The following is a 22,760-nucleotide window of genomic DNA, read 5'->3' as shown; positions in this document are numbered from 1 at the left end:
TTCCTTAGGCCCTGTCGTAGGCTTCCTTGAGGTCCTTGATATTGATCTTGCGCATCTTGAGCATGGCGCCCATGGCGGCGCCGGCCTTGGCCGGGTTTTTGTCGCCCAGCATGTCGCCGAGGACAGTCGGGATGATCTGCCAGGACAGGCCGAATTTGTCTTGTACCCAGCCGCACTGGTTGGGCGCGCCGCCGGCCGACAGCTTGTCCCAGAGTTCGTCCACTTCCGCCTGCGTCTTGCAGTCCACGAACAGCGAAATCGCGGGTGTGAAGCTGAAATGCGGGCCGCCGTTGAGCGCCATGAACTGCTGGCCTTCGAGCTCGAAGCTGCCGGTCATGACCGAACCTTCGGGCCCGGGGCCTTCCTTGCCGTAGCGCCTGAGCATGGTGATCTTCGAGTTCTTGAAGATGGAGACATAAAAGTTCATGGCCTCCTCGGCCTGGTCGTTGAACCACAGGAAGGGGGTGATTTTTTGCATGTTCCGGTTCCTTGTAAGGCGTTTTCAAAGGGGAAATTCGAAATTCGGGGTCTTGCGCGGTGGCCCAATCAGCAGTATTGTGTACACCGTCCACAAAAGAATAGCAAAGATAATGAACGCTGTCCACATAAATAAGTAACAAGCCATGTCGAGCGCGCCCCAGATACCGCCACCCCGCAGCACCTACCGCCACGGGGACTTGCGGCGCGCCTTGCTGGAAGCCGGTGTCGAGCTGGCGCGCACGGGCGGGCCCGAGGCCGTGGTGTTGCGCGAGGCCACGCGCCGGGCGGGTGTTGCGCCCAACGCGGCCTATCGCCATTTCGAGAATCGCCAGGCTTTGCTTTACGCGGTGCGCTCCGTCGCGCTGGCGGCGGTGGCCCGCGCCATGGAGGCCGAGCTGGCGGCCGTGCCGCCGGATCTGCCGCCGGCTGAATTTGCCCGCGACAACCTGCGTGCGGTCGGCACCGGCTATCTGCGTTTTGCGCAGGCCGAGAGCGGCCTGTTCCGCACGGCCTTCGGCCCTTCCGACGACCTCACGAAAAGAGGCCAGGGCACGCCGGGCGACAGCGAACGCAAGGGCCAAAGCGGCCTGGACCCTTTCGAGCTGCTGGGTTCCGCCATCGACAAACTGGTGGATGCGGGCGCGATGTCACCCGAACGCCGCCCCGGCGCCGAGTTCCTGGCCTGGTCGGCGGTGCACGGCCTGGCCATGCTGGTCATCGACGGCCCGCTGGGTCCCATCCTGGGCCCGCAGATGCAACAGGTCGGGCAGCGGCTGATTGATATGGTGGAGAAAGGCCTGTGCGAGAAGCAGGCCTTGTGAGACTCCCGGGGGGCCCGGACTCAGAAGTTGTGCTGGATGCCCACGCCGTAGACCCGGATCACGTCGTTGGCCACGCGGTTGTTCGGGTCCTGGCGGTCATAAAAAGCGTAGAGCGAGGTGCGGTTGCTCATCTTGTAGGAGTAGCCCGCCTGGAAGCGTTTGAGCTTGGCAGCCGGATCGCTCTGCACGTCCTTGCGGATGTAGTTGGCCATGACCTTGCTGGTGGGCGTCAGGTCCCACGAAGCCCCGATCATCTGCGCATCGACCTTGCTGCGTGACAGTGGGCCGCCCGCGAAGTTGTCGCGGTTGTAGACCGCCCAGGCACGAACCTCGCCGAAGTCATAGGAGCCGACCAGCATCCACTTGTTCCTGAAGTCATTGAGCAGCGCGCCGCCGCGCTTGCTGTCGGTGCCGTAGCCAAAGCCCAGGCCCAGCGGKCCGCCGCCYTCGCCGTAGCTGACCGAGACATCGGTCTGCTTGTARTCGCCCTCAAAGCGAATCGGGCCCGCGGGAGTTTCCGCCARGCCTTCACCGTTGAGGTAATGGCCGGCGCGGAACACAAAATTGCCGATSACCGGACTGGCATAGCCWATGGCGTTCGACACCCGTGTGCGCGCATTGAAGATGGAGGTGCCGATGGCGGTGGCGCCCGCATCGTGGATGACGTATTCGATGTTCCGGCTCAAGATTGCGTAGATCGGCGTGCGGCTGGGCGCGGCGGAGTCGATACGGCCGATGTTGACGACGCCGAAGTCGCCGCCGATTCCCACATAAGAGTTGCGGTACATCGGCGTGCTCGACGCCCCGGTGTCGGAAGAAATTCCCATCTCCAGCCCGAAGAGGGTTTTGAGCCCGCCGCCCAGGTCTTCAACCCCCTTGAAGCCGAGCCGGGACGCATTGCCCGTGATCAGCGTTTGCGAAACGGAGCCGGTCTTGGAGTTCTCAAAGCTCGTATCCATTCGTCCGTAAATCGTCACCGTGCTTTGTGCCAGTGCGGCCACGGGTGTTATTGCGCCGGCGGCTACCGCAGCCAGGCAGATCATCTTGAATTTCATCCCTCACTCCTCAAAAGTTTTTATCGATGGCGGAGATTCATCGCCGCCGCTTGGGTTTTCGCGGGCAAAGTTTGCCCCGGCCGCGGAAGATTTCGTCTTCAGCGGGGCTGCAAATTCAGGGGGAAAAGCGCGGGCCTCAGCCGTCCGGCTGCGGCGTGACGCCAGGGTGGTGGAGATTCATGCGCAAGGCTTGTTAACAGGCCCTAGTCCAGAACAATCTTGTTGGCCTGCGCCACGTTCTTGAAGAACTGGATGCGCTGGATGACTTCCTGCCGGTACTCGGCGGGCCGCACATTCTCGGGAAGCATGGCGCCGCGCTTGCGCCAGATTTCCTGCGTGTCCTTGTCGCGAAGAATGCTGCGCATCGCGTCATACAGCGTCTGGATGATGGGCTCCGGCGTCTTGGCCGGTGCCGCCAGCCCCGTCCATGAGGTGAGGTTCAGGTCGGGCAGCTTGAGCTCCTCAAAAGTCGGAACGTCCGGCAGCTGCGGCACGCGCAGCGGCGCGGCGACGGCCAGCGCGCGCAGGCTTCCGTTCTGCAGCATGCCGAGGTTGGACGACAGGTTGTTCCAGGTCAGCTGCACCTGCCCCGACAGCAGATCCGTCAGCGCGGGGCCGGAACCCCGGTAAGGAATGTGCGTGATGAACAGGCCCAGCTTGGCCTTGAGAAGCTCCATGCTCAGATGCGCGACTGAGCCGTTGCCCGACGATGCGTAGTTCAGCTTGCCCGGATTGGCTTTGGCATAGCGCACAAACTCGGCGAAGTTCTTGACGGGCAGCTTGGCGCTGGCGACCAGCACATTGGGCAGCCTGTCGATCAGCGTGATGTAAGCGAAATCGTTGACCGCGTCATACGGCAGGCTGCTTGACACCGCGGGGTTGACCACATGGGTCGACTGCGAGGTGACGACCAGCGTGTAGCCGTCGGGCGCGGCCTTCGCGCCAATGCCTGTGCCTATGGCGCCGCCCGCACCGGCCTTGTTGTCGATCACCACCGGCTGGCCCAGCAGCCTGCCGAGCTTGTCGGAGATGGCGCGCGCCGAAATGTCCACCGCGCCGCCGGGCGGGAAAGGCACGATCAGTGTGATGGGGCGGTTGGGCCAGGCGCGCGCCTGGCTGAATGCCGGGCAGGCTATCGTGCCGACGGCGCCGGCCGCCATGCCGAGAACCTGCCTGCGGTTGCGGATGAATGTCATGCTGTGTCCTTGAGCTTGGCCTTGCGTTCGGCCTGAAGGGTTTCTTCCCTGATGTAGTTCGCGATGTCCTGCAGCACCAGGTGAATGCGCTTCCTGAGTTCAGGAAACTGCCGCTTGGGCTCGCGTGTTTTTTCGTTGAGGTAAAGGCCCCTGTTGATCTCGATCTGCAGGCTGTGCCGCCCGAGCGCGGGCCGCCCGAAAGTGCGCACCAGGTCCTGGCCGGCATAAGGGTCGTTCAGCGCCACCGTGTAGCCGTGCCGCCTGAAGGCCTCGCCCACAAAATCCATGAAAGGCGCGCCGCAGCTCGCGCCATGCAAGTTGCCCAGCACGACGTCGGCCAGGGGTTTGTCCGGAAGCCCCAGGCGTGCATAGGCATTGCTGGGCATGGAATGAAGGTTCAGGTGCCACCATCCGCCCTGCCGTGTGCCGGCGCCGGCCAGCGCGTCCGCCAGCGCGCGGCGGTAGGGCCGCCAGCAGCTCTCAATGCGCTGCGCAACTTCGTGGGCGTGGAGCTTGCGGTTGTAGATCGCCTCCAGAGCCGGCGTCTTGCTGAACACCAGGCCATTGCCCAACCTCACGCAGCGGTCCGACGGTGAAACCGGCCCGCTCCATTCGCCGTCCAGCATCGCCAGGTCGATGTCGTCCTCCGCGCGGTTGGTGTCGATGTAGCTGCGCGGAAAGGTCGCGTGCACCAGCGTCGCGCCCACCAGCGGCGCATCGCTCCACAGCTGCTCGATCAGCGTGTCCTCGCATTGCCGCAGCTGCTGCAGCTCGATCGCGAAGTCGAAGTCCTGCGGATAGTAGGTGCCGCTGTGCGGGGAATCGCACACGAGCGCGATGGGATCGCCGGTGGGGCGTAAGACTTGGACGGGTGCGGTGTTGCTCATGGGCCGCAGTGTGCCGCCGAGGCCGCCGGGGGGCAAACGACAATTTCAAAGAGAGTGATTAGATGATCTAATTGCACCCATGAAATTCAAGTCGCCCTCGCTGGCCGAATTGCACGCCTTTCTCGGGGTCTGCCAGCTCGGCAGCTTTCGCCAGGCTGCCGAGGTCCTTTCGGTGACCCAGGGTGCCGTCAGCCAGGCCATCCTGCGGCTGGAGCAAAGGCTGGGCTGCAGCCTGTTCGACCGGCAAGCGACCGGCGTCGTGCCCACGGCCCGCGGGCGCGAATTCCAGAAGCTGGTGGAGGTGCATGTGGCCGGGCTGGAGTCGGCGGTCACGCAGTTCGGCGGCGCCCCTTCGCAGCGCAAGGTCAGGGTCAGCGTCCTGCCGACTTTGGGGACGCGCTGGCTGGTTCCCAGGCTGGCCGGCTTTCAGTCCCTGAACCCGGGCATTGAAGTGGAACTGCGCCAGTTCCGCTTTGATGAAGACTTCACGCGTGACGATGTGGACCTGTGGATCGCGCTCAAGCTGCCCGGCAAAAAGTGGCCGCGCGGCATCCAGGGGCGTTACCTGCTGGGCAGGGAGATCACGCCGGCCTGCACACCCGCGCTGGCGCGCAACATCAAGCGCCCCGAGGACCTCGCCACACGCCCCCTGCTCCATCACATCAATTATCCGGCCAACTGGGCCGTCTGGATGGAAGCCGCGGGCGTGAAAAAACCCCTGCCCGCGCTGGGCCCCGGCTTTGACCTGGGCAACAACCTGATCGTCGCGGCTACCGCCGGCATGGGCGCCATCGTCATCCAGCCCTGCCTCATCGAAAGCGAGTTGCGCAGCGGCCAACTGGTCCTGCCTTTTGACACCCGCGTCGCCACGGGCCGCAGCTACTACCTGTGCCAGCGCTCGGCCACCGCCAACACCAATCGCGCGGTGGACGCGTTCGCCGCGTGGCTGCAAGAGCAGGCCAGCGACGCGGCCTGAGCCAAGTGCCTGCTCAGGTGCCGTCCGGCTCCGGGCGTGAAGGCAGGCCCATGCCCGTAGGCAGCCCCTCGCGCAGCGACTCCACAAAGCGCCGCAGCTTGGCCGGGTAAAAACTCGAATAGGGATAGATCAGCCAGACCGGCAGCGGCGCGGCGCACCACTGCGGCGCCAGGTGCAGCAGCCGGCCCTCGGCCACGTCATCGCCCACCAGCCAGCTTGAGGCAATGCTCGCGCCCAGGCCCAGCAGTGTGGCGTTGCGCAGCGCAAACAGGCTGTCCGTGCCCAGGCGCGGCCGTATCGCGAAGCGGTACTCCTCGCTGTCCCGGCCGGCATGGCGCCGCGTCAGCGTGACCTCGTTACGGTAAAAGGTCTGCAGCGCCAGCCAGGGCAGGGCCTGCAATTCCGCCGGCTGCAGCGGCGGCGGCCTGCCCTGCAGCAGCGAAGGCGCGGCCACCACGATGCGACGGATCTCGGCGATCTTCACGGCCACCAGCGAAGGGTCTTCCACCGCGCCCACATGCACCGCGCAGTCTATGCCCTGGGTGATGAAGTCCGGCGTGCCGTCATGCAGCAGCCATTCCACCGTCACGCGTTCGTGGCGCCGCAAATAATCGACCACCGGCCCCACCAGTTGCTGCTGGCCCAGTGCATGCGGCACGACCACGCGCAGCGTGCCTTCCGGCACTTCCTGGGTGCCGCGCAGGTCGGCCTCAAAGGCGTCCCAGTTGCCCAGCAATTCCTTGGCGCGGCTGAAGCAGCGCTCGCCGTCCTCGGTCAGCTTCATCGCATGGGTGGAGCGCTGCAGCAGCTTGAGCCCCAGGGATCGCTCCAGCGCCTGCAGGCGCCGGCTCACCGTGGGCTGGGTGGCATTCATCTGCGCGGCGGCGGCCGACAGGCTGCCCGCCTCCACGATGCGCACAAAGGTCTGCATCAGTTCAATCCGGTCCGGCGCGGTTTTCATGGGTATCCGTTCTGCGTTCTTACATGCGTTTGACGTATGACCATTGTGCCCAATAGCCGTCTTCACAGCGCAAAACTCGGCCCGCATACTCGCGCTCTGCCTCAAACCTGGATTCTTGCCATGACTTCCACTCTTTATACGCATGACCACACCGCGCCGGCACTGCCGCTTTCGCTGATCCTCCTGCTCGCCACCGGCGCCGGCCTGGCCGCGGCTTCGCTGTACTACAGCCAGCCCATGCTGGCCCTGCTGCTTGCCGAATTCAAATCCACGCCCGCCGCCATCGGCCTGGTGCCCACCTTGACCACGCTCGGTTACGCGCTGGGCATTGGCCTGCTTGCGCCGTTGGGCGATCGTTATGACCGCCGCCGCATCATTCTGGGCAAGTCCGTGGCCCTGGTGCTGGCCTTGCTGCTGGCCGCCGCCGCGCCTTCGGTGACGGTGCTCGCGCTGGCCAGCCTCGCGATCGGCCTGGCGGCCACGCTGGCGCAGGACATCGTGCCGGCCGCCGCCACGCTCGCGCCCGAAGCCCAGCGTGGCAAAACCGTGGGCACGGTGATGACCGGCCTGCTGCTGGGCATCCTGCTGTCGCGCGTGGTGGCCGGCGTCGTGGCCGAGCAGCTCGGCTGGCGCAGCATGTTTGTGGCCGCGGCCGTCAGCATCGCGCTGCTGGGCGTGGCCGTGTGGCGGCGCCTGCCGCGCTTTGAGCCCACCACCCAGCTGCCCTACCTGGCGCTGCTGGGCTCGCTGGCCACGCTGTGGAAGCGCCATGGCGCGCTGCGTCGCGCGGCCCTTGCCCAGGGGCTGATCAGCATCGGCTTCAGCGCCTTCTGGTCCACCCTGGCCATCATGCTGCATGCCGCGCCCTTCAACCTCGGCAGCGGCGCGGCCGGCGCCTTCGGCCTGGCGGGCGCTGCCGGTGCACTGGCCGCGCCGCTGGCCGGCCGCCTTGCCGACAGCAAAGGCCCCGAAGTCGTGACCCGGCTGGGCGCGGCGCTGGTGGCCGCGGCCTTTGTCGCTATGGCTGCCGGCCCCGACCAGCTCTGGCTGATCGCATTGGGCGCCGTGGTGTTCGACCTGGGCGCGCAAGCCACGCTGATCGCGCACCAGACCATCATCTACAGCATAGAGCCCGCCGCGCGCAGCCGCCTCAATGCCGTGCTGTTTATCGGCATGTTCAGCGGCATGGCCAGCGGCGCCTGGCTGGGCAGTGTGGTGCTGGCGCGGGCCGGCTGGCAGGGCGTGTGCGTGATGGCTGCGGTGTCCGGTGTAGCAGCCTTGGTAGTGCGGATGTGGCCCGTGAAAAAACTCGCGCCTTGCCCGGCTTGATCACCGTCGCACTCCAAAAAAAAAGGGCCTCACGCGAGGCCCTTTTTATTTGCACACCGCAGCTCAGGCCGCCAGCGCTTCCTGGGGGAAATCCGTCGAAGCGGCCAGCGCCCGCCAGTCCTTCAGCTCCTTGTCCACAAACGCATGCTTGTCCGCAATCGTTTGCAGCGTGTCGGTGCCCAGGGGCAGGCGCAGCGGCGGGGCACTTGCATCCACCAGCGCCAGCATGGCCTGCGCCAGCCGCAGCGGGTCGCCGGGCTGGTTGTGGTTGATGCGCGTGGCGGCCGCGCGCACCTGGCCGGCGCTGGCGGCGTAGTCGTCCAGGATGCGCGGCGACACCGCCAGCGAATTGCTGTCCAGGAAGTCGGTGCGGAAATACCCCGGCTCCACCACCGTCACATGGATGCCCAGCGGCGCAAGCTCGCCGTGCAGCGCTTCGCTCAGGCCTTCGACCGCAAACTTGGTCGAGCAGTACACGCCAAAACCGGGGCCCGACTGGTAGCCGCCCAGCGAGGAGATGTTGATGACGTGGCCGCTGCGGCGCGCGCGCATGGCCGGCAGCACGGCGCGCGTCACGTTCAGCAGGCCGAACACATTGGTGTCATACAGGCGCCGCACCTCGTCCGCCGTGGCTTCTTCCACCGCGCCCAGCAGGCCGTAGCCCGCGTTGTTGACCAGCACGTCGATGCGGCCAAAGCGCGCCAGCGCGGCCTGCACCGCGGCCGCCGCCTGGGCTTCGTCGGTCACGTCCAGCGGCAGCGCCAGCAGCGCCTCGCTTTCGGGAAAGCGCTTTTGCAGCGAAGCCGCATCGCGCGACGTCGCCACCACCGCCTCGCCGCGTGCCAGCGCCGCTTCGGTGATGCGCGCGCCTATGCCGCGCGCCGCGCCGGTGATCATCCACACGCGTTTGAAATCGGTCTTTGCATTCATGGTCTTGCCCCTTGAAAAAAAGTTGTTGAGGAGGGCAATGTAGGATTTCCATTAGGTGTTGAATAGCTGTCATTCGATGAGTTCATAATCAAGCAAATCGTGATAATCACGCCCCAGCCCCAGGAGAAGCACCGTGGCACTGAACGAATTGCGCGCCATCGCCACCTTCGTCAAGGCGGCCGAACTCGGCAGCCTGCGCCAGGCCGCCGCGGCCCAGGCCATCACGCCGCAGGCCGCCAGCCAGGCGCTGGTGCAGCTGGAGCGCCACCTGGGCGTGCGCCTGTTTCACCGCACCACCCGCAGCTTGAGCCTGACCGAAGAAGGCCAGCAGTTCTTGCAGGCCGCGCAGCCCGGGTTGTCCACCCTGCAGCGCGCCCTGCACGGCGCACGCCGCGGCCGCGAGGAGATCGCCGGGCCGCTGCGCATTGCCGCGCCGCGCTCCATCATGCTGGAGGTGCTGTGGCCGGTGCTCGAGGAATATTGCCGCCGCCATCCGCAGATCGAGCCCGACATCCAGATGGACGACCGCATAGGCAACTGGGTCGAAGACCGCGTCGACGTCGGCTTTCGCGCCGGCTCGCCGCCCGAGGGCGGCATCATCTCGCGGCGCATCCTGCCGCTGCAGCTCGTCGTCTGCGCCTCACCGGCCTACATCGCACGGAACGGCGCGCCCCAGACCATTGAAGACCTGGCCCACCACCGCTGCACCGGCTTTCACCACGCGGGCACCGGCAAGACCATGCCCTGGGAGTTCAAGGTCGGTGAAGAAGTGGTGGCCCGCAGCGTCGCGACCTCCTTCCTTAGCAACGACGTGGACCTCGAAGCCCGCGCCGTCGTCGCCGGCCAGGCCATAGGCCAGCTGATAGGCGCGACCGCCGCGCCGCTGGTGCGCGCCGGCCTGCTGGTGCCGCTGCTCACGCAGCACGTCACCGAACACCTGGGCCTGCATGTGTATTACGGCAGCCGCAACGCGCAGCCGGCGCGGGCGCGCGCCTTTATTGACCTGGCGGTCGAGCGGCTGGTGGGCAACACCGCGTTTTTCCTGGAGCCGCATGAGCTCGTTCCGGCCAGTGCAAAAGCGAAAGGCCGGCGCGGCAGGAAATCCTCAGAGGCCTGAGGCCCACGTGTCAGGACCTGGCATCAGGACTTGGTGGCGGCGGTGGCGGCCACCACTTCCTTAGCCATCTCCAGGTGGTGTTCCACCGTCGGCAGCATCTTGCCGGCCAGGGCCTTGAGGTCGCTGTCCTTGCCGTCCTTCTGGATTTTCTGCAGCAGCTTCAGGGTGCTTTCATGGTCGCCCACGCCCGCGCGCTTGGCGTATTCCTTGTCGAACAGATTGCCCGACAAGGCTTTGAGCGCGGTGGCCTTGGTCTTGGCCATGGCGCCCGCGCCGTCCGGCAGCGTGACGTTCTTGGCCCGGGCCAGGGCCTGCACATCGGCCAGGGCCGAGCCGTGTTCGTCGACCATGTGCTGCGCAAATTTTTTCACTTCGGCGTTCTGCGCTTTCTCCAGCGCCATCTTGCCGGCATCGACTTYGGCCATATTGCCTTGCGCCAGGTCCTGCAGCATCTTGCGGTCGCTGCGGTCCATCTTGGAATCGCCCTCGGACTGGGTGGTGGCGGGGGCGGGTGTGCCGCTTTGCGCCTGGACGGCGGGCGCGGCCAGCAGCGCCAGGGCCGCGGCACTTGCCAGCGCCAGGCCGCAGCTGCGAAGTGTGGGTTGTGTTTTGAACAGCATGGAAGACTCCTTGCAGGGTTTGAGAAGGTTTGAAAAGGTTTGAAAGTGCGACACGCGCGCGTCGCACGCGCTGCCGCCGAAGTCCCAGCATCACCCCTTCGGCACACGCCCTGCGCCGGGCATTTCCGGCGCCGCGTGTAGGAATCCACTCACCGGACGGGGCATCGCGCTTCGAGTCACGCCTCGATGATTACCTTCAGCGCCTTGGTGTCGGCGGCCTGGCTGAAGGTGTCGTAGGCCTTCAGAATCTCATCGAGCTTGAAGCGGTGGGTGATCAGTAGCCCGGCATCGATGCCCTTGGACTGCACGGTCTTGAGCAGCATGGGGATGGACATGGTGTCGACCAGCCCCGTGGTGATGGTCACGTTGTGCGACCACAGCCTTTCCAGGTGCAGGTCCACCTTGCTGCCGTGCACGCCCACGTTGGCAATCGTGCCGCCCGCGGCCACGATGTCCTCGCAGAGTTCAAAAGTCGCGGGAATCCCCACCGCCTCGATCGCCGTGTCCACGCCGCGCCCGTGCGTCAGCACCATGATCTGCCGGGCCGCATCGCCGTTCTGGCTGTTCACCGTGTCGCTGGCGCCAAAGCGCCTGGCCACGGCCAGCCGGTGCTCGTCCACGTCTACCATGATGATGCGCGCCGGCGTGTAGAACTGCGCCGTCAGCAGCGCTGCCAGCCCTATGGGCCCCGAGCCCACAATCGCGATCGCGGAGCCCGGCACCACCTTGCCGTTGAGCACGCCGCATTCAAAACCCGTGGGCAGGATGTCGCTGAGCATCACCAGCGCCTCCTCGTCCGCGCCGGCCGGAATCGGGTACAGGCTGGTATCGGCATGCGGCGTGCGCACGTACTCGGCCTGCGTGCCGTCGATCTGGTTGCCCAGGATCCAGCCGCCCGTGCTGCAGTGCGAATACATGCTGAGGCGGCAGTACTCGCACTTGCCGCAGGACGAGATGCAGGAAATCAGCACCCGGTCGCCGGGGCGAAAGGCCGTCACGCCCGCGCCCACCGAATCGACCACGCCCACGCCCTCGTGCCCCAGGATGCGTCCCGGCGCGCAAGTGGAAACGTCGCCCTTGAGGATGTGCAGGTCGGTGCCGCAAATCGTGGTTTTCGTGATCTTCACGACCGCGTCGCCGGGCGCCTGGACCTCCGGCTTGGGGCGGTCTTCAAGGGCCTTGAGGCCCGGCCCGCCGTAAACAAGTGCTTTCATTTTTTTGGTGTTCCCCTGGGTTGCCGCCATGCGAATTCGCAGGACTCCACGATGGCGCATGCCGTGACCCTCAGCAGGCGCGCATTCGGCGCGCGGGTCTGTTCGCTGGCGCACAGAACCGGGTTGGGGCCAGGGCCTTCCTACAGACATCTCAGCCCCAGGCTGACGCGCGCGGCGGCGCGTGCGGACTAGATTGGCTCCACAGCCGCTGTGTTTTTTTCAACGCCTCCATGCCAGGCCCATGGCTGAACCGCGCGGTCCACAGAACACAAAAACACGAAGAACAAAAATGCCGACTTACAACCCCTCCCCCGTCAATCCCGCGCTCAAGCCTGTCGACCCGCTCAAACGCCGCACGGCCTGGGCCGCGGGTTTGGTGCTGCTGGTACTCGGTGTGCCTCTGCTGCTTGCGGGGTGCTGGCTCGTCGTGCTGGGCGGCAGTTCCTACTACCTGCTCGCGGGCCTGGGCTTTGTGCTGGCGGGCGTGCTGCTGGCACGCCGCAGCCCGTCCGGCCTGTGGGTTTTCGCTCTGGTGGTGGGCGGCACACTGGCCTGGGCGCTGTGGGAGGCCGGGCTGGACTGGTGGCCGCTGGCGGCGCGCGGCGGCGTGGTGTTTGTCATCGGGCTTTTCCTGCTGACGCCGGGGGTCGCCCGCACCTGGCCTATCCACTCCATCGGCCACGAGGGCTTTCTGGGCGCGCGCGGCGGGCGCTGGGCCCTCGGTTCGGTGCTGGGCGCCTTCCTGGTCGCCTCGGTCGTGACCTGGTTTCATGACGACAACCGCCTGGTGGGCATGCTGCCGCTGCCGCCCATGGGCGCCAGCGCCGCCGCGCAACCGGCCGACACCGTGCCGGCCGATGAATGGCATGCCTACGGCCGCAGCGGCTTGGGCCAGCGTTATTCGCCGCTGGCGCAGATCACGCCCGACAACGTCAAGAGCCTGGAGTTGGCCTGGGAGTACCGCACCGGTGACATGCGCGGCCGCCCCGGCGACCCGCAGGAAACCACTTTTGAGGTGACGCCGCTGAAAGTCGGCAACCGGCTTTTCTTCTGCACGCCGCACCAGTCGGTGATCGCGCTGGACGCCACCACCGGCGCCGAGGCCTGGCGCTTCAACCCCGAGATCCAGGACAAGCTCGCGCTGCAGCACCTGACCTGCCGCGGCCTGTCCTACCAGCCGCCGGCCACCGCGCCCAAGCCCCCTGCCGCCGACGGATGCACAGCCAAACTTTTCATGCCCACGGCCGACGGGCGCGTGATTGCGCTGAGCCCCGAGAGCGGCAAACCCTGCACGTCCTTCGGCGGCGGCAAGGGGCAGATAGACCTCTGGGCCGGCATGCCCAACCTCAAGCCCGGCGCCTATTACTCGACCTCGCCCGTGGTCGTGACCTCGCGCCTCATCATCGTCGGAGGCACTGTGCTCGACAACGTCTCCACCAAGGAGCAGTCCGGCGTCATACGCGCTTTCGACATCAACACAGGCGCCTTGGTGTGGGCCTGGGATTCGGGCCGGCCCGACAGCAGCGCGCCGCTCGCGCCCGGCCAGACCTACACCGCCAACTCGCCCAACAGCTGGTCTATCTCCAGCGTCGACGAGGCGCTGGGCATGGTCTACGTGCCGCTGGGCAACCAGCCGCCCGACCAGTGGGGCGGCAATCGCAGCCCGGCGGTGGAAACCTATTCGTCTTCCGTCGTCGCGCTGGACCTGGCCACCGGCAAGGTGCGCTGGAATTTCCAGACGGTGCACCACGACCTCTGGGACTACGACGTGCCGGCCCAGCCCAGCCTGCTGGACCTCAACATAGGCGGCAACAAAGTGCCCGCCCTCGTGCAGCCCACCAAGCAGGGCGAGATCTTTGTGTTGGACCGCCGCACCGGCACGCCGCTGCTGCCCGTCACCGAAGTCCCCGCGCCGCAGGGCGCCGCGCAGGGCGACCGTAGCGCGCCCACGCAGCCGAAATCGGCACTGTCCTTCAACCCGCCGCCGCTGACCGGCCGCGACATGTGGGGCGCCACCATGTTCGACCAGCTGTATTGCCGCATCGCCTTTCACCGCCTGCGTTATGAGGGCCGCTTCACGCCGCCGTCCACCCAGGGCACGCTGGTCTACCCCGGCAACTTCGGCGTCTTCAACTGGGGCGGCGTGGCCGTCGACCCGGTGCGGCAGATGGCCTTCACCACGCCGACCTACCTGGCCTTTGTTTCAAAGCTCGTGCCGCGTACCGACGACAGCACGCTGATGGTTCAGGGCAGCGAGCGGCCCCGGGGCAGCCTGCCTTCGCTCAATGAAAATTTCGGCGCGCCTTTCGCCGTCAAGCTCAGCGCTTTTCTGTCGCCGCTGGGCATTCCCTGCCAGGCGCCGCCCTGGGGCTATGTGGCCGGCGCCGACCTCATCACCGGCGCCATCGCCTGGCAGCACAAGAACGGCACCGTGCGCGATCTCTCGCCCGTGCCTTTGCCCTTGCGCATGGGTGTGCCCAGCCTGGGCGGCCCGCTCGCCACGGCCGGCGGCGTCGCCTTCCTCTCGGGCACGCTGGACGACTATGTGCGCGCTTACGACGTCAACAACGGCGACGAACTCTGGAAGTCGCGCCTGCCCGCCGGCGGCCAGGCCACACCCATGAGCTATGCCGTCGCCGACGGCCGGCAGTTTGTGCTGGTGGTGGCCGGCGGCCACGGCTCGCTGGGCACGCGCGCGGGCGACTATGTGCGCGCTTATGCGCTGCCACTGGCGCGTTGAGTTCTCAGCGCGCGTGGGCCATGACGTCGGCCACCCAATCTACGAACACCCGCACGCGCGGTGAGAGCTGCCGGTGGTGCGGATACAGCACAGACACCGGCATGGGCGCCGGCCTGAATTGCGCCAGCACTTCCACCAGCGCGCCCGCCTCCAGCTGGCCGGCCAGGTGGTAGCGCGGCACCTGGATAAAACCCAGGTGCGCGGCGCAGCAGGCCTTGTAGGCGTCGGCGTCTGTCACCGCCACCGAGCCCTTGAGTTGCACCTGGCGCGGTACGCCGTCCACGATGAAATCAAAAGGCAGCGCCTTGCCGGTGCGGCTTGAGAGGAAGTTGACGGCGCGGTGCCCGCGCAGCGCTTCTATCGTGTCGGGCGTGCCGTGTTTGTCCAGGTATTCGCGGCTCGCGCAGGTGACCTGTTCAAGCAAGGCCACGCGCCGCCCCACCATGCTGGATTCGGCCAGCTCGCCCACACGCAGCACGCAGTCCACGCCCTCGCGCACCAGGTCCACCAACCGGTCGCCCATGCCGATTTCAAGTTCGATGTCCGGGTAGCGTTCAAAGAACTGGCCGATCACCGGCAGCAAAAAATGCCTGGCCAGCGTGCCGTGCAAATCCACCCGCAGCTTGCCGCGCGGCTTGCTGCCCGTGTTGACAAAGGCCGACTCGGCCTCTTCGAGGTCCGTTAACAGGCGCAGGCAGCGCTCGTAATAGGCCGCGCCGTCCTGCGTGGGGCTCACATGCCGCGTCGTGCGGTGCAGGAGCCGCGCGCCCAGGCGCTTCTCCAGTTGCTGGACGGCGTGCGTGACGGTGGCGCGCGGCAGCAGCAGGTCGTCGGCGGCCTTGGTGAAACTGCCCAGCTCCACGATCCGCGTGAAGAGCTGCATCGAATGAAATCTGTCCATTCCGTCGGCTTTGATTGTTGGCAAGTATTGAATAGTTAAGGCAAGTTTACGGTATTTATGGCATCGGGATTGAATAGAACAATACCTTCACTGACTCACCAAAAGCGCGCAACACACCAGGCGCCCGGGGCGGTCAGAGCCAACCAACCCTTAGCAATTTCAGGAGTTCCAAATGACCACTTTCGCAAATCAAGTGACCCAAACCGCCATCGTCACCGGCGCCTCGCGCGGCATAGGCGCTGCCATTGCCCAGCGCCTGGCCAAAGAGGGCTACGCCGTCGTCGTCAACTACGCCGGCCAGGCCGAAGAAGCCCAGGCCGTGGTGCAGTCCATCACCGCCACCGGCGGCAAGGCCATTGCCGTGCAGGCCGACGTGGCCAGCGCTGCTGCCGTGAAGCAGCTGTTTGACGAGAGCATCAAGGCCTTCGGCCGTGTCGACGTGCTGGTCAACAACGCCGGCATCATGCCGCCCAGCCTGCCCGCGCTGGCCGATACCGACGACGACACCTTTGACCGCCTCTTTGCCGTCAATGTCAAAGGCACGTTCAACACCCTGCGTGAAGCCGCAAAGCGCCTGCAGTCCGGCGGCCGCATCGTCAATTTCTCGACCAGCGTGATCGGCCTGGCCCTGCCCGGCTACGCGGTCTATGGCGCCACCAAGAGCGCGGTGGAAACCTTCACCAACATCATGGCCAAAGAGCTGCGCGGCAAAAACATCCGCATCAACGCGATCGCTCCCGGCCCCACGGCCACCGCGCTGTTTCTCAACGGCAAGACGCCAGAGACGATTGAGCGCATGTCCAAGATGGCGCCGCTCGAACGCCTGGGCACGCCTGAGGACATCGCGAGTGCGGTTGCATTTCTCGTCAGTGACGACGCAGGCTGGGTGAACGGTCAGACGCTACGCGCCAACGGCGGCGTCGTCTGAAAGCACGCGAATCTTTCTACTGCGCGAACCGATCTTGGGCCTGCGCTCCTCGCCGTACGGGTGTACGGCTCCGGTGCTCGACCCAAGCTCGGCTCGCTCGCTACGAAATCTTCACGCGCTTTCCCAAGGTCATCAACAACCCTTTTCAAACTCTTTCCAGAAAGACACACATCATGAAATCCGTCATCCTCGTCACCGGTGCAGGCACCGGCATCGGCCATCTCACCGCCCGTTCACTCGCACAGGCCGGCCACACCGTGTATGCCAGCATGCGCGACATCGAAGGCCGCAACGCGCCCAAGGTGCGTGAGCTGCGCGACTGGAGTTTTGCCAATGGCTTTGACTTGCGCGCCGTTGAACTCGACGTGCTCTCGCAGCCGTCTGCCGACGCCGCCGTGGCGCACATCGTGGCCGAGCAGGGGCGCCTCGACGTCATCGTGCACAACGCCGGCCACCTGGTCGTCGGCCCTGCCGAGGCCTACACGCCCGAAGAAATCATCAAGGTGCTGGACACCAACTTCCTGGGCAGCCAGCGCGTGAACCGCGCCGTGTTGCCGGTCATGCGCAAGGCGGAAGCCGGCCTGGTGCTGTGGGTCAGCAGCAGCACGGTGCGCGGCGGCTTCCCGCCCTTCCTCGGCCCCTATGCCGCTGCCAAGGCCGCGATGGATTCGATGGCGGTCACGATGTCCTACGAGCTCGCCCGCTTCGGCATCGAGACCTCCATCGTCGTGCCGGGTGCTTTCACCAAAGGCACGGACCACTTCCCCAGCGCCGGCAAGCCCGCCGACGAAGCGACGACAGCCGCCTATGCCCGCTATGACGGCGTGATGGACAAAGTCGGCGAACGCCTCTCGGCCCTCAGCCCCGAGCACGCCGACCCGCAGGCCGTGGCCGACGACATCACCCGCATCGTGGGCCTGCCCGCCGGCACGCGGCCCTTCCGCTCGGTGACCGACTTCATCGACGACGGCGCGGGTGAAGTCACCGTGGTGGCCGAACGCGTGCGCGAAGCGTTCGCCCAGCGCATAGGCATCGCCGACATGCTCAAGCCGACGGTGTACCGCACGGCTTGAGCGCTCACTTCTTGCTCCCTCCCCCGCTGGGGGAGGGCTGGGGTAGGGGCCAACCGGCCTTTGAATAGGTGCAGCGAATATCAAGCGCCGACAGTCCCCATCCCTGCCTTCCCCCAGCGGGGGAAGGAGCAAGACCACAGCTCCCTGATTCAGATATCCCAACGCCCAGAAGGCACCATGCAACCCATCATCATCTTCACTCTCGTCCGCATCCTCATGGCCCTGGCCTTTATCGGCCCAGGCGCTTCGCACTTCATTGAATCGGCCCGGCAACGCAACTACACCGCAGCGGCGATAGGCGCAATTGAAGTCGCCGCCGGCCTGGCGCTCGCCTTCGGCTGGCAGGTGCGCTGGTTCGCGTTGGCCGCCGCGACCTTTTTGCTGGCCGACGCTTTCATCGCCCACAATTTCTGGACGGCCACGCCGCAAGCGCTGCGCAACGAGGTCCTGCATTTCTTCAAGAACCTCGCGCTGGCCGGCGGCTTTGTGCTGCTGGCCCTGATGCCGCAAGGCCGCTAGGAAATCGCCTTGGCCCCCTTGGCCCAGTCGCGCGGCGAGACCCCCATCTTCTGCACAAACAGGCGCGACAGCGCCGACGCGTTGGCATACCCCAGCTGCACGGCAATGGCCTTCAGCGATTGGCCGCCGCGCAGCTCGGCCTGGGCAATCGCCAACCGCCAGGTGGCCAGGTAATCCGCCGGTGTTTGCCCGACCTTCTGCTTGAACAGCAGCGCGAACGCGCTGCGCGACATGCCGGCGGCTTGCGCCAGCAGCTCCAGGCTCCAGGCCTCACCGGGCTTTTCATGCACCGCGACCAGTGCGCGCGCTAGCCGCGGTTCGGCCAGGCCGGCCAGCAGTCCCTCGGGCGCGCCACCTTCGGGCGGGTGGTCCAGCAGCCAGCGCAGCAACTGCAGCAGCAGCACCTCGAACAGCCGGTCGGCCAGCAGGCGCTGGCCGCAGCGGACTTGCTCGGTTTCGGCAAACAGCAGGGCCAGCGTGTGCTCCAGCCCCTGCACGCGCTCCAGCGGCAGCACCACCAGCGCCGGAAGGGCACGCGCCAGCGGGTGGCCGGCGCCGCCGTCAAAGGCCAGCGTCGCGCAAGTGAAGTCCGCGCCTTCCACCGGCGCGTTGTGAAAGTCGTGCGCCAAAGGCCTTGGGTAAAACACCAGGCTGGGCTCGTTCACCTCCATGCGCTGCGGCGCGCCTGTGCCCGCGCGGTGCGTCACCACCATGGTCCCGCGCCGCATCACATGCAAAAAACCCAGCCCGGCCTCGGGCGTGAAATGCGTGACGCCGCACAGCGGCCCGTTGTGGAACATGTGGGCCCGCACGCGAAAGCGGTCCATCAGGGCGGAAAGCCGGTCCAGTCCTTGGTTCATGGGGAAGTTTGTGTTGGGGAGTGTCTGGACGATAAGGATGATTTGATGGATGAATTGATCCAATCAGTCCAGATTGTCGCGGGAAACTGCATTCCGTGCAGCGAGGGACCTCAAGCCCCTGGCCGCACGAAATGTTCAGTTTTCCCTTTCAACTTTCCAAGGACTTCCGCCATGTCACGCATCCCATTGATAGACCGCAGCGCCACCACCGCCGAGCGCAAAGCCCTGCTCGACCAGGTCCACCAGGCTTTCGGTGCCACGCCCAATATGTTCAAGGCCGTTGCCAATTCGCCGGCCGCGCTCCAAAGCATGTGGGGCGCCTTCGGTGCCCTGGGCGGCGGTGTGATTGACGCCAAACTGGGCGAGCAGATCGCTGTCGCGGTCGCCGACCGCAACGCCTGCGAGTACTGCCTGGCCGCCCACACCGCGCTGGGCCGCAAGGCCGGCGTCAGCGCCGAAGGCCTGGCCGCCGCGCAGCGCGGTGAATCCGCCGACCCGGCCACCGCCGCGGCGCTCGCGTTTGCGCTCAAGCTCGTGAACGATCGCGGCAATGTGTCCGAGGCCGACGTGCAGGCTGTTCGCAAGGCCGGCTTCAGCGATGAGCAGGTGGTCGAGATCCTCGCGCACGTGGCGCTCAACCTCTTCACCAACTACGTCAATGTGGCGTTTGCGGTGCCCGTCGATTTCGCGCCCGTCAAGCTGAGCCGCACTGCCGCCTGAGGCTGCACCGCTACTGCGGGTACAGCTTCGCGCCTGCCGCGAACTCCGCTTTGAACACCTCCGCCACCCAGTCGGCAAAGGCCCTGACCTTGGCCGTCAGGTGGCGGTTGCGCGGGTACATCACCACCATGGGCAGGTCTTCGGGTTGCCAGTCGGGCAGCACACGCACCAGCGCGCCGCTGGCCAGCAGCGCGCAGGTGCGCCGCGTCAACGGCGGCTGCGACAGGCCCAGGCCGGCCAGCACCGCGCTCATGTGGCTGTCGGCGTCGTTGCAGGTCACCCAGTGCGGGCGATTGATCTGCCGCGTCTCGCCGCCTTTTGAAAATTCAAACGGAAAAATCCTGCCCGTCTTCGGTGAATGGAAGTTCACGAAGCGGTGCTGCTCCAGGTCTTCCAGGGTTTTCGGCATGCCGTACTGGGCCAGGTAGGAAGGCGCGGCGCAGGTCACCACCTTGAGCCGGCCCAGCGGCCGCGCCACCAGGGTCTCGTCGTGCAGCAGGCCGCCGCGTATCACGCAGTCCACGCCCTCGGCCACCAGGTCCACCGGCCTGTCGGTGCTGCCCAGTTCCAGCACCATGTCCGGGTAGCGCTTGAAGAATTCCGGCAACGCCGGCGAGATCACATGCCGGCCCACGGCGGCCGGCACGTCCACGCGCAGGCGCCCGGCCGGCGTGGCCACCGCGCGGCGCAGCGTGCCTTCGAGCTCGCCCATGTCCTGCAGCATGGCGAGCGCGCGCTGGTGGTACAGCGCGCCGTCGTCCGTCAGGCTCAGCCGGCGTGTGGTGCGGTTCAGCAACCGCACACCCAGGTGCGCCTCGAGCTCCTGCACCGTCGTCGTCACGCGGGCCTTGGGCATGTGCAGCGCCGTGGCCGCCGCGGTAAAGCTGCCCAGCTCGACCACGCGGTTAAACACTTCCATCGCTTTGTAGCGGTCAACACTCATTCTTTGGCCTTTTATTTTTTGCTCTTCCTGGCCGTTCGGGGTGAGCTTGTCGAAGCCTTGTCGCTTGCGACGAACCCTTCGACAAGCTCAGGGCGAACGGAATGGCAAAGCCCGGTTCAGATTGTCTTAACTGTTCCTGATTTCGAGAATAGTTATTTCAATGAATGGCAGTTTATTCCGGTAATTGAAATCAATACAGTCCTTCTACCGAACATCCATTCACTGACTCCGAATTCACCGAAAGGCTCCCCATGAACACCACCACCCTTGCCCAAACCCGTTTGGGCGCCAAAGGCCCGCAATCCGTTTCCGCCATAGGCCTGGGCGCCATGGGCATGTCCGCCATGTACGGCGCGGCCGATGAAGCGCAAAGCATCGCGACCATCCACGCCGCGCTCGACGCCGGCATCAACCTCATAGACACCGGCGACTTCTACGGCATGGGCCACAACGAAATGTTGCTGGGCCGAGCGCTCAAAGGCCGGCGCGACGAAGCACTGGTCTCCGTCAAGTTCGGCGCGATGCGCGACCCCAGCGCCGGCTGGATCGGCATGGACGGCCGGCCCGCCGCCGTCAAGAACTTCCTGGCCTACAGCCTGCAGCGCCTGGGCACCGATCACATCGACATCTACCGTATCGCGCGGCTGGACCCGAATGTGCCGATTGAAGACACCATAGGCGCCATCGCTGACATGGTCAAAGCCGGGTTTGTGCGCCACATCGGCCTTAGCGAAGTCGGTGTGGAGACTATCCAGAAAGCCCATGCCGTACACCCGATCACCGACCTGCAGATCGAATACTCGCTACTCAGCCGCGGGCCCGAGGCCGACATCTTTCCGGTTCTGAAGCAGCTGGGCATAGGCGTCACGGCCTACGGCGTGCTTTCACGCGGCCTGCTCTCGGGCTCCAAGCCGACGGGCCCCAATGACTTCCGCACCCACCTGCCGCGCTTCACCGGCGACAACGCCGCGAAGAACCAGCAACTGGTCGACGTGCTGCAGCAACTCGCCGCCGGCCTGGGCGCCACGGCTTCGCAGGTCGCGATTGCCTGGGTGCTCGCGCGCGGCAAGGCCCTGGGCGTGGACATGGTGGCGCTGGTCGGCTCGCGCACCTTGAAGCAGCTGGGCGAGTCGCTGGGTGCGCTCAAGCTCGCGCTGGGCAGCGAAGACCTCCAGCGCATTGAAGCCGCCCTGCCGGCCGATGCCGTGGCCGGCACGCGGTATGGGGCTGAGCAGATGGCGCACCTGGACAGCGAGAAATAAAGCGATCAGGTAAGCGCTTTTCCCTGATTCCAGCCTTCCACATTGACGGCGTAGCGCGTCGCCTTGCCCACGCCGGTCACCATGAGCAAGCCGTGCTGCAGCAGCTCTGTGAGGTCGCGGCTTGCCGTCGCTTTGGAGATGCCCGTGATCTTGCTGTATTTGTCGGTCGTCATGCCGCCCAGGAAGCCGCCGTCGCCGGCTTCCAGCAGGCGAGTCAACACCTTGCTTTGCCGTTCATTCAGGGAAAAACCAGAGGCGCGCAGACGGAATGCCGTTTTTTGCAGCGCCTGTGTCACCACGGCCTGCGACCTGAGGCAGCAGGCCGTGAAGGCGTGCACAAACCATTGGACCCAGGGCGTGGCGTCCAGGCCGCCGCGCTGCGCCTGGTTCAACGCGTCGTAGTACGCTGTCCTTGATTCGAACATCTGCCGCGAGAGCCCGAACAGGCGCGCGGATGAGCCGATGTCCTGTGCGATCGCCATGTCGACGATCGCCCGGCCGACCCGGCCGTTGCCGTCTTCAAACGGGTGAATCGACTCGAACCACAGATGCGCGATGGCCGCGCGGGCGATGCCGTTGATGGACGGAGCGGCGGGCTGGGCCGCTGTGCGCTGCGCAGGACGCGTCTCTTCAAACCAGGCCAGGAACAACTGCATCTGCGCCGCGACGTCGCCGGATGCCGGCGCGATGTAGTGCACCACTTCCCGACCCAGGGGGCCGCTCACGATTTGCATCTCGTCCGCATGGTCGCGGTAGCGCCCCACGGCGACTCGCCGCAGGCCCGATGTACCTGTGGGAAACAGGGCTGCCTGCCAGCGGCACAATCGGTCTTCATCCAGCACCGATTGGTAGCCGTCCGTCGCGTCCTGCATCAGCTCTATCAAACCATCCACATGGCGGTCATGCGTGGGCAGGTCCGCCAGGCCCAGCCGGCGGCACACGGAAGACCGCACTGCGTCCAGGTTCAGTTTTTCGCCTTCAATGGCCGCTGTGGCCATGGCCTCCTGAACCCACAACTCACTGGTGATCGCCTGCGCATCCGCCAAGCCGATGGCTTGCATTTGTCCCAGCAGCCGGCCTTGCTCCAGGCGCGCCAGATTCAGGTCGTGCTCAAGAGCACTGGCGTTAAACACCAGCGCCGGCCAGCCCGCGCGTTGCCATATATAGACTGGCTCGGGAAACGAGGTTTGGGAGGACATGAGCCGTATTTTAGCAAATACGCATCAAA

At 65.9% G+C, this 22,760-nt stretch carries 22 protein-coding genes; 10 read left to right on the top strand and 12 right to left on the bottom strand.

The genetic code is table 11. The annotated features are described in order from the left end of the window. Positions 1 to 4: 4 nt before the first annotated feature. The gene (locus AC1DXS_RS01650) at positions 5 to 478 is read right to left on the bottom strand and encodes a VOC family protein (protein ID WP_477735848.1); all 474 of its coding nucleotides are present in this window, start codon (positions 476 to 478) and stop codon (positions 5 to 7) included. A 145-nt stretch (positions 479 to 623) separates the two neighbouring features. On the opposite strand from AC1DXS_RS01650, the gene AC1DXS_RS01645 reads away from it, so the two are divergent. Continuing rightward, positions 624 to 1,301, top strand: a complete 678-nt coding sequence (locus AC1DXS_RS01645; RefSeq protein WP_477735847.1) for a TetR/AcrR family transcriptional regulator — start codon at positions 624 to 626, stop codon at positions 1,299 to 1,301. Between the two features lie 20 nt (positions 1,302 to 1,321). On the opposite strand, the gene AC1DXS_RS01640 is transcribed toward AC1DXS_RS01645, so the two are convergent. From AC1DXS_RS01640 to AC1DXS_RS01630, 3 genes are all read right to left on the bottom strand, one after another. Continuing rightward, positions 1,322 to 2,356: a porin gene (locus AC1DXS_RS01640; RefSeq protein ID WP_477735846.1), complete on the bottom strand. Its 1,035-nt coding sequence runs from the start codon at positions 2,354 to 2,356 to the stop codon at positions 1,322 to 1,324. 203 nt (positions 2,357 to 2,559) lie between these two features. After that, positions 2,560 to 3,552 (bottom strand): Bug family tripartite tricarboxylate transporter substrate binding protein, encoded by a 993-nt coding sequence (locus tag AC1DXS_RS01635; protein ID WP_477735845.1) that lies wholly within the window; start codon positions 3,550 to 3,552, stop codon positions 2,560 to 2,562. Then, positions 3,549 to 4,439, bottom strand: a complete 891-nt coding sequence (locus tag AC1DXS_RS01630; protein WP_477735844.1) for an N-formylglutamate amidohydrolase — start codon at positions 4,437 to 4,439, stop codon at positions 3,549 to 3,551. The genes AC1DXS_RS01635 and AC1DXS_RS01630 overlap by 4 nt, the downstream gene beginning before the upstream one ends. Before the next feature lie 79 nt (positions 4,440 to 4,518). Between AC1DXS_RS01630 and AC1DXS_RS01625 the strand changes: the two genes are divergently transcribed. Continuing rightward, complete coding sequence (locus AC1DXS_RS01625; protein ID WP_477735843.1) at positions 4,519 to 5,415, top strand: LysR substrate-binding domain-containing protein; 897 nt, start codon at positions 4,519 to 4,521, stop codon at positions 5,413 to 5,415. A 13-nt stretch (positions 5,416 to 5,428) separates the two neighbouring features. Here AC1DXS_RS01625 and AC1DXS_RS01620 read toward each other — a convergent pair whose 3' ends face one another. After that, a complete protein-coding gene (locus tag AC1DXS_RS01620) occupies positions 5,429 to 6,376 on the bottom strand; it encodes a LysR family transcriptional regulator (RefSeq protein ID WP_477735842.1) in 948 nt (315 codons plus the stop codon). A gap of 120 nt (positions 6,377 to 6,496) precedes the next feature. Between AC1DXS_RS01620 and AC1DXS_RS01615 the strand changes: the two genes are divergently transcribed. Then, positions 6,497 to 7,705 carry an MFS transporter gene (locus tag AC1DXS_RS01615; protein WP_477735841.1) on the top strand — a complete coding sequence of 403 codons (1,209 nt, stop codon included), beginning with the start codon at positions 6,497 to 6,499 and terminating at the stop codon, positions 7,703 to 7,705. Between the two features lie 63 nt (positions 7,706 to 7,768). Here the strand turns inward: AC1DXS_RS01615 and AC1DXS_RS01610 are convergent, their stop codons facing one another. After that, positions 7,769 to 8,635 carry an oxidoreductase gene (locus AC1DXS_RS01610; RefSeq protein WP_477735840.1) on the bottom strand — a complete coding sequence of 289 codons (867 nt, stop codon included), beginning with the start codon at positions 8,633 to 8,635 and terminating at the stop codon, positions 7,769 to 7,771. Between the two features lie 133 nt (positions 8,636 to 8,768). Here AC1DXS_RS01610 and AC1DXS_RS01605 point away from each other — a divergent pair, with 133 nt between their 5' ends. Continuing rightward, entirely contained in the window at positions 8,769 to 9,752 is a 984-nt protein-coding gene (locus AC1DXS_RS01605) for a LysR family transcriptional regulator (protein WP_477735839.1), read from the top strand. Between the two features lie 23 nt (positions 9,753 to 9,775). Here the strand turns inward: AC1DXS_RS01605 and AC1DXS_RS01600 are convergent, their stop codons facing one another. Beyond that, entirely contained in the window at positions 9,776 to 10,372 is a 597-nt protein-coding gene (locus tag AC1DXS_RS01600; protein ID WP_477735838.1) for a DUF4142 domain-containing protein, read from the bottom strand. A gap of 176 nt (positions 10,373 to 10,548) precedes the next feature. Then, on the bottom strand, positions 10,549 to 11,586 hold the full coding sequence (locus AC1DXS_RS01595) for a zinc-dependent alcohol dehydrogenase family protein (protein WP_477735837.1): 1,038 nt from the start codon (positions 11,584 to 11,586) through the stop codon (positions 10,549 to 10,551). 289 nt (positions 11,587 to 11,875) lie between these two features. On the opposite strand from AC1DXS_RS01595, the gene AC1DXS_RS01590 reads away from it, so the two are divergent. Beyond that, positions 11,876 to 14,326: a glucose/quinate/shikimate family membrane-bound PQQ-dependent dehydrogenase gene (locus AC1DXS_RS01590; RefSeq protein ID WP_477735836.1), complete on the top strand. Its 2,451-nt coding sequence runs from the start codon at positions 11,876 to 11,878 to the stop codon at positions 14,324 to 14,326. Between the two features lie 4 nt (positions 14,327 to 14,330). On the opposite strand, the gene AC1DXS_RS01585 is transcribed toward AC1DXS_RS01590, so the two are convergent. After that, entirely contained in the window at positions 14,331 to 15,227 is an 897-nt protein-coding gene (locus AC1DXS_RS01585; RefSeq protein ID WP_477735835.1) for a LysR family transcriptional regulator, read from the bottom strand. Between the two features lie 172 nt (positions 15,228 to 15,399). Between AC1DXS_RS01585 and AC1DXS_RS01580 the strand changes: the two genes are divergently transcribed. From AC1DXS_RS01580 to AC1DXS_RS01570, 3 genes are all read left to right on the top strand, one after another. After that, positions 15,400 to 16,155, top strand: coding sequence for a glucose 1-dehydrogenase (locus AC1DXS_RS01580; protein ID WP_477735834.1), 756 nt, complete (start codon positions 15,400 to 15,402; stop codon positions 16,153 to 16,155). A gap of 173 nt (positions 16,156 to 16,328) precedes the next feature. Then, positions 16,329 to 17,228 (top strand): SDR family oxidoreductase, encoded by a 900-nt coding sequence (locus AC1DXS_RS01575; RefSeq protein ID WP_477735833.1) that lies wholly within the window; start codon positions 16,329 to 16,331, stop codon positions 17,226 to 17,228. A gap of 177 nt (positions 17,229 to 17,405) precedes the next feature. Then, a complete protein-coding gene (locus tag AC1DXS_RS01570) occupies positions 17,406 to 17,747 on the top strand; it encodes a hypothetical protein (RefSeq protein WP_477735832.1) in 342 nt (113 codons plus the stop codon). On the opposite strand, the gene AC1DXS_RS01565 is transcribed toward AC1DXS_RS01570, so the two are convergent. Then, positions 17,744 to 18,607, bottom strand: a complete 864-nt coding sequence (locus AC1DXS_RS01565) for an AraC family transcriptional regulator (protein ID WP_477735831.1) — start codon at positions 18,605 to 18,607, stop codon at positions 17,744 to 17,746. The genes AC1DXS_RS01570 and AC1DXS_RS01565 overlap by 4 nt on opposite strands. Positions 18,608 to 18,778: 171 nt before the next feature. Between AC1DXS_RS01565 and AC1DXS_RS01560 the strand changes: the two genes are divergently transcribed. Continuing rightward, the gene (locus AC1DXS_RS01560; protein ID WP_477735830.1) at positions 18,779 to 19,327 is read left to right on the top strand and encodes a carboxymuconolactone decarboxylase family protein; all 549 of its coding nucleotides are present in this window, start codon (positions 18,779 to 18,781) and stop codon (positions 19,325 to 19,327) included. A 10-nt stretch (positions 19,328 to 19,337) separates the two neighbouring features. Here AC1DXS_RS01560 and AC1DXS_RS01555 read toward each other — a convergent pair whose 3' ends face one another. Then, on the bottom strand, positions 19,338 to 20,270 hold the full coding sequence (locus tag AC1DXS_RS01555) for a LysR family transcriptional regulator (protein WP_477735829.1): 933 nt from the start codon (positions 20,268 to 20,270) through the stop codon (positions 19,338 to 19,340). A 251-nt stretch (positions 20,271 to 20,521) separates the two neighbouring features. On the opposite strand from AC1DXS_RS01555, the gene AC1DXS_RS01550 reads away from it, so the two are divergent. Beyond that, on the top strand, positions 20,522 to 21,532 hold the full coding sequence (locus tag AC1DXS_RS01550; protein WP_477735828.1) for an aldo/keto reductase: 1,011 nt from the start codon (positions 20,522 to 20,524) through the stop codon (positions 21,530 to 21,532). Positions 21,533 to 21,537: 5 nt separating this feature from the next. Here AC1DXS_RS01550 and AC1DXS_RS01545 read toward each other — a convergent pair whose 3' ends face one another. Beyond that, entirely contained in the window at positions 21,538 to 22,731 is a 1,194-nt protein-coding gene (locus tag AC1DXS_RS01545) for a Fic family protein (protein WP_477735827.1), read from the bottom strand. Between the last annotated feature and the right edge of the window lie 29 nt (positions 22,732 to 22,760).

Source organism: Polaromonas sp. P3_B1 (genome assembly GCF_056402935.1).
This window is presented reverse-complemented; position numbering and strand designations above follow the sequence as displayed.

What these genes read in the sequence shown, in the direction of transcription:
- AC1DXS_RS01650 (WP_477735848.1), bottom strand. Translation starts at nt 478, where the DNA reads ATGCAAAAAATCACCCCCTTCCTGTGGTTCAACGACCAGGCCGAGGAG.
- AC1DXS_RS01645 (WP_477735847.1), top strand. Translation starts at nt 624, where the DNA reads ATGTCGAGCGCGCCCCAGATACCGCCACCCCGCAGCACCTACCGCCAC.
- AC1DXS_RS01635 (WP_477735845.1), bottom strand. Translation starts at nt 3,552, where the DNA reads ATGACATTCATCCGCAACCGCAGGCAGGTTCTCGGCATGGCGGCCGGC.
- AC1DXS_RS01630 (WP_477735844.1), bottom strand. Translation starts at nt 4,439, where the DNA reads ATGAGCAACACCGCACCCGTCCAAGTCTTACGCCCCACCGGCGATCCC.
- AC1DXS_RS01625 (WP_477735843.1), top strand. Translation starts at nt 4,519, where the DNA reads ATGAAATTCAAGTCGCCCTCGCTGGCCGAATTGCACGCCTTTCTCGGG.
- AC1DXS_RS01620 (WP_477735842.1), bottom strand. Translation starts at nt 6,376, where the DNA reads ATGAAAACCGCGCCGGACCGGATTGAACTGATGCAGACCTTTGTGCGC.
- AC1DXS_RS01615 (WP_477735841.1), top strand. Translation starts at nt 6,497, where the DNA reads ATGACTTCCACTCTTTATACGCATGACCACACCGCGCCGGCACTGCCG.
- AC1DXS_RS01610 (WP_477735840.1), bottom strand. Translation starts at nt 8,635, where the DNA reads ATGAATGCAAAGACCGATTTCAAACGCGTGTGGATGATCACCGGCGCG.
- AC1DXS_RS01595 (WP_477735837.1), bottom strand. Translation starts at nt 11,586, where the DNA reads ATGAAAGCACTTGTTTACGGCGGGCCGGGCCTCAAGGCCCTTGAAGAC.
- AC1DXS_RS01590 (WP_477735836.1), top strand. Translation starts at nt 11,876, where the DNA reads ATGCCGACTTACAACCCCTCCCCCGTCAATCCCGCGCTCAAGCCTGTC.
- AC1DXS_RS01585 (WP_477735835.1), bottom strand. Translation starts at nt 15,227, where the DNA reads ATGGACAGATTTCATTCGATGCAGCTCTTCACGCGGATCGTGGAGCTG.
- AC1DXS_RS01580 (WP_477735834.1), top strand. Translation starts at nt 15,400, where the DNA reads ATGACCACTTTCGCAAATCAAGTGACCCAAACCGCCATCGTCACCGGC.
- AC1DXS_RS01575 (WP_477735833.1), top strand. Translation starts at nt 16,329, where the DNA reads ATGAAATCCGTCATCCTCGTCACCGGTGCAGGCACCGGCATCGGCCAT.
- AC1DXS_RS01570 (WP_477735832.1), top strand. Translation starts at nt 17,406, where the DNA reads ATGCAACCCATCATCATCTTCACTCTCGTCCGCATCCTCATGGCCCTG.
- AC1DXS_RS01565 (WP_477735831.1), bottom strand. Translation starts at nt 18,607, where the DNA reads ATGAACCAAGGACTGGACCGGCTTTCCGCCCTGATGGACCGCTTTCGC.
- AC1DXS_RS01560 (WP_477735830.1), top strand. Translation starts at nt 18,779, where the DNA reads ATGTCACGCATCCCATTGATAGACCGCAGCGCCACCACCGCCGAGCGC.
- AC1DXS_RS01555 (WP_477735829.1), bottom strand. Translation starts at nt 20,270, where the DNA reads ATGAGTGTTGACCGCTACAAAGCGATGGAAGTGTTTAACCGCGTGGTC.
- AC1DXS_RS01550 (WP_477735828.1), top strand. Translation starts at nt 20,522, where the DNA reads ATGAACACCACCACCCTTGCCCAAACCCGTTTGGGCGCCAAAGGCCCG.
- AC1DXS_RS01545 (WP_477735827.1), bottom strand. Translation starts at nt 22,731, where the DNA reads ATGTCCTCCCAAACCTCGTTTCCCGAGCCAGTCTATATATGGCAACGC.